Source organism: Nonomuraea sp. NPDC050451, assembly GCF_044458585.1.
This window is the reverse complement of sequence record NZ_JBITHZ010000105.1, coordinates 1-2,724: the sequence shown is the minus strand read 5'-3', so window position 1 is coordinate 2,724 and position 2,724 is coordinate 1. Positions and strand designations below refer to the sequence as shown.

Here is a 2,724-nt window from a genome sequence, read left to right as displayed (position 1 = left end):
CCTCGAGGGCGGTCAAACGCTCGTCTCGGTCTGGGAGTGCTCCTGCGGTGACCAGCATCGACCGCAGGTGGTTCAGGGTGAGGCTGGCTGGCATGGTGTCGATGAGTTCGTGGGAGAGCCGTCGGTGCCCGCTCGCGAGTTCGCGTAGCGTCGTGCTGACTCCGGGCCTGGTCAGCCAGGTGTCCACGCTGTCGGGCCGGTCAGCCTGGACCAGAGCCTCACGGAGCTGATCGAGTTCGCGAGGCGTGGCGCCAGCGGGCGAGGTGAACAGCTCAGTCAGCTTGCGGTCCAGAGAGCAGCGCGCGCATTCGGCGGTTGAGAGCTGCCAGGTCGTCTGGCAGACCGCGCAACGTTTCCAGAACGTCGGATCGGGGTTGAGGCAGCGGGCGCAGAGCGGCTCGTCGAGGGTGCCGCCCTTGAGCATGGCGCCGGTGCCGCAGTTCGAGCACACGATCCAGCGCTTCCGGCACCGCTCGCAGACGGGCTTGCTGATCGCGCGGGAGATACCGACCCGGCTGCTGGTCGAACCGCAAAAGCTGCAGGGAAGATCGTGGCCGGGTCGACAGCTCTGGCAGAGGGGCCCGGCCTCGGTGACCGCAGCGACGCGCCGGTTGTTTCCGCAGCTGACGCACGGTTTCCAGCTTCGTGGGCCTTGGTGCCAGCAGTTCTGGCAGAGGGGTTGCCCGTTGTCTTTGCGGCGCGCGGTCGGCCTGATCTTGCCGCACCGGCCGCAGGCCACTGCCCGGGCTTTGGGCCCGCATCCATGGCAGAGGCGTACTCCCTCGATGGGCGGACCGAACTGCTTGCGCCTGCCGCAGCGCGGGCAAGACGGCACGACCACGGCTCTGGCGCCGGCCTCGGCGAGAGCGTCGATGAAGCGCAGGACGCTGGGCGTCTCGGCGCGAGCGCCCTGGCCCGTGAGCAGATCAGGCCGGCTCACGACGGCCTGGGCCAGACGGCGGTGTCCGTCGGGCCGGGCCGCGGCCCGCTTCACCGCCGCGAGGAGGGTCTCCCGCGCAAGAGCGGGCTCGAGCCCGGCCAGCAGGTCGAGTAGAGCATCGACCGAATCGTCCGGGGCCAGAGGTTCAGGGCGGCCGGTCACGGTGTGGTCCCGGTGATCCGGGCGCGCTCAGGACGCAGGTCACCGATGCTGTCGGTGGTCGTGATTCCGCCGGCAGCGGCCTTCTTGGGACGCGTGCTGGGTATGGCGGCCGCGATGGGTTCGATGAGGTCGTCCATCGTGCAGTCCAGAGTGTCCAGCAGCGCCATGAGGATCTTCAGGCTGAGCCGTTCGGGCCGCTCCACCACCAGCCGATAAACCTGACTGGTCGACAATGTGATCCCGCGTTCGGCCAGCGGCGCGAGGAGGTCGGTGGTGGAGAACATGCCGCGGTCGGCCATCACTTTGCGTAGATGCCAGCGGTAGTCGAGCTTGCCGTTCATTCCCCGTCCCCTCCTCGCCCTCCGGCGAACGCCGGTGCCAATGCCCTGGCCAGGGCTGTGTTCATGAAATCGTCGCTGACGTGGGTGTAGATCGCGGTAGAGCTGTCGCATTCGTGGCCGACTTGCTGCTGAATGAACCGCCGGTCCACCCCGTCCTCGGTGAGGTGCGTGACGTAGGCGTGCCGTTCGGAGTGCGGCGTCAGCTCGTTCGGCAGGCCCAGTGCGTCCCGGTAGGCGACGAACCGGGCGTTGATCTCCGAGGGCTTCACCCGCCCGCCGCGTTCGGTGAGCCAGAGCGCCGGATGGTCGGGGTAACCGAACCGGGGCCAGACGTTCTCGACGTAGTCAGCGACCGCCTCCACCGCCCAGTCCATCACCGACAACACGTTCCTGCGCCGCGGCGGCTGCCCTCTCCTCGCCTTGCCGTAGCGAACGTTGAGAATGCCATACCGACCGAACTGGGGCGCTTTGGGGTTGCGTCCCCAGTCGGCCAGGTCCAGCTTGGACGTCTCGGTCCGGCGCAGTCCCCACCCGTAAATGGTCTTGAAGATGGTCGCGTCTCGGTAGGCGGCCAAGGCTCCCTTGCGCCCGGAACGAACCGCCCGCTCGACCTGATCATCGGCGTAGTCCAGGAACCGCTGAAGCTCCGCGCGCGTGAACGGCCTGGCCTCCGGACTACCCTCGTAGTCGTTGAGGTGCACTCGGGTGTTCCACTCGTGGCAGATCGCCACCGGGAAGGTGCCGAACTCCTCTTCGCAAGCCGATACCCAGCCGTAACGGGCATCAATGAGGAACTCGGTGAACAACCGGACGTCGCCCTGATACGCCCGGATCGTCGACGGAGCCAGATGCCGTTCGCCCGTCAAGTACGCCGACCACTCATCCATATGCGCAGGCGACCATTGCCAGGGGAACTCGTCGGTGAACTCATGGAAGCGACGGATCAGCTTCTCCCGGTCCTCGACCGTCTCATCCCGAAGCCCCCGCGACTTCTGCTGAGCACGCCAACCCCGCAGCATCGCATCGAACATCGCCTCCTCAGGCCGCAGCAGCATCACCCCGGAGACCAACTCCAGCCCCGCTGACCCCGCTAAGGCCACCCTGCCTCGATGCGCCACTCCGACCATCCCTTCTGAAGGGACGATCTTGCATCAGACGGGATCTCTCTGGCAAACTACCTGATCAGACGCTCGAGCCCTAGCCGCAGCAGGCGCGAGAATGAATCACTTACGACCTGGCGACCTGCGGTTCCTCGCCCGTCTGATGCAATTCCCGAGGGTT

At 67.0% G+C, this 2,724-nt stretch carries 3 protein-coding genes; all 3 read right to left on the bottom strand.

The features are described from left to right. Positions 1 to 1,102 (bottom strand): hypothetical protein (locus ACIBI9_RS67810; protein WP_397239666.1); only part of this gene is annotated, 1,102 nt, incomplete at its 3' end. After that, complete coding sequence (locus ACIBI9_RS67805) at positions 1,099 to 1,443, bottom strand: helix-turn-helix domain-containing protein (RefSeq protein WP_397239664.1); 345 nt, start codon at positions 1,441 to 1,443, stop codon at positions 1,099 to 1,101. The genes ACIBI9_RS67810 and ACIBI9_RS67805, both read right to left, overlap by 4 nt. Continuing rightward, the gene (locus tag ACIBI9_RS67800) at positions 1,440 to 2,498 is read right to left on the bottom strand and encodes a tyrosine-type recombinase/integrase (RefSeq protein WP_397239668.1); all 1,059 of its coding nucleotides are present in this window, start codon (positions 2,496 to 2,498) and stop codon (positions 1,440 to 1,442) included. The genes ACIBI9_RS67805 and ACIBI9_RS67800 overlap by 4 nt, the downstream gene beginning before the upstream one ends. Positions 2,499 to 2,724 lie beyond the last annotated feature (226 nt).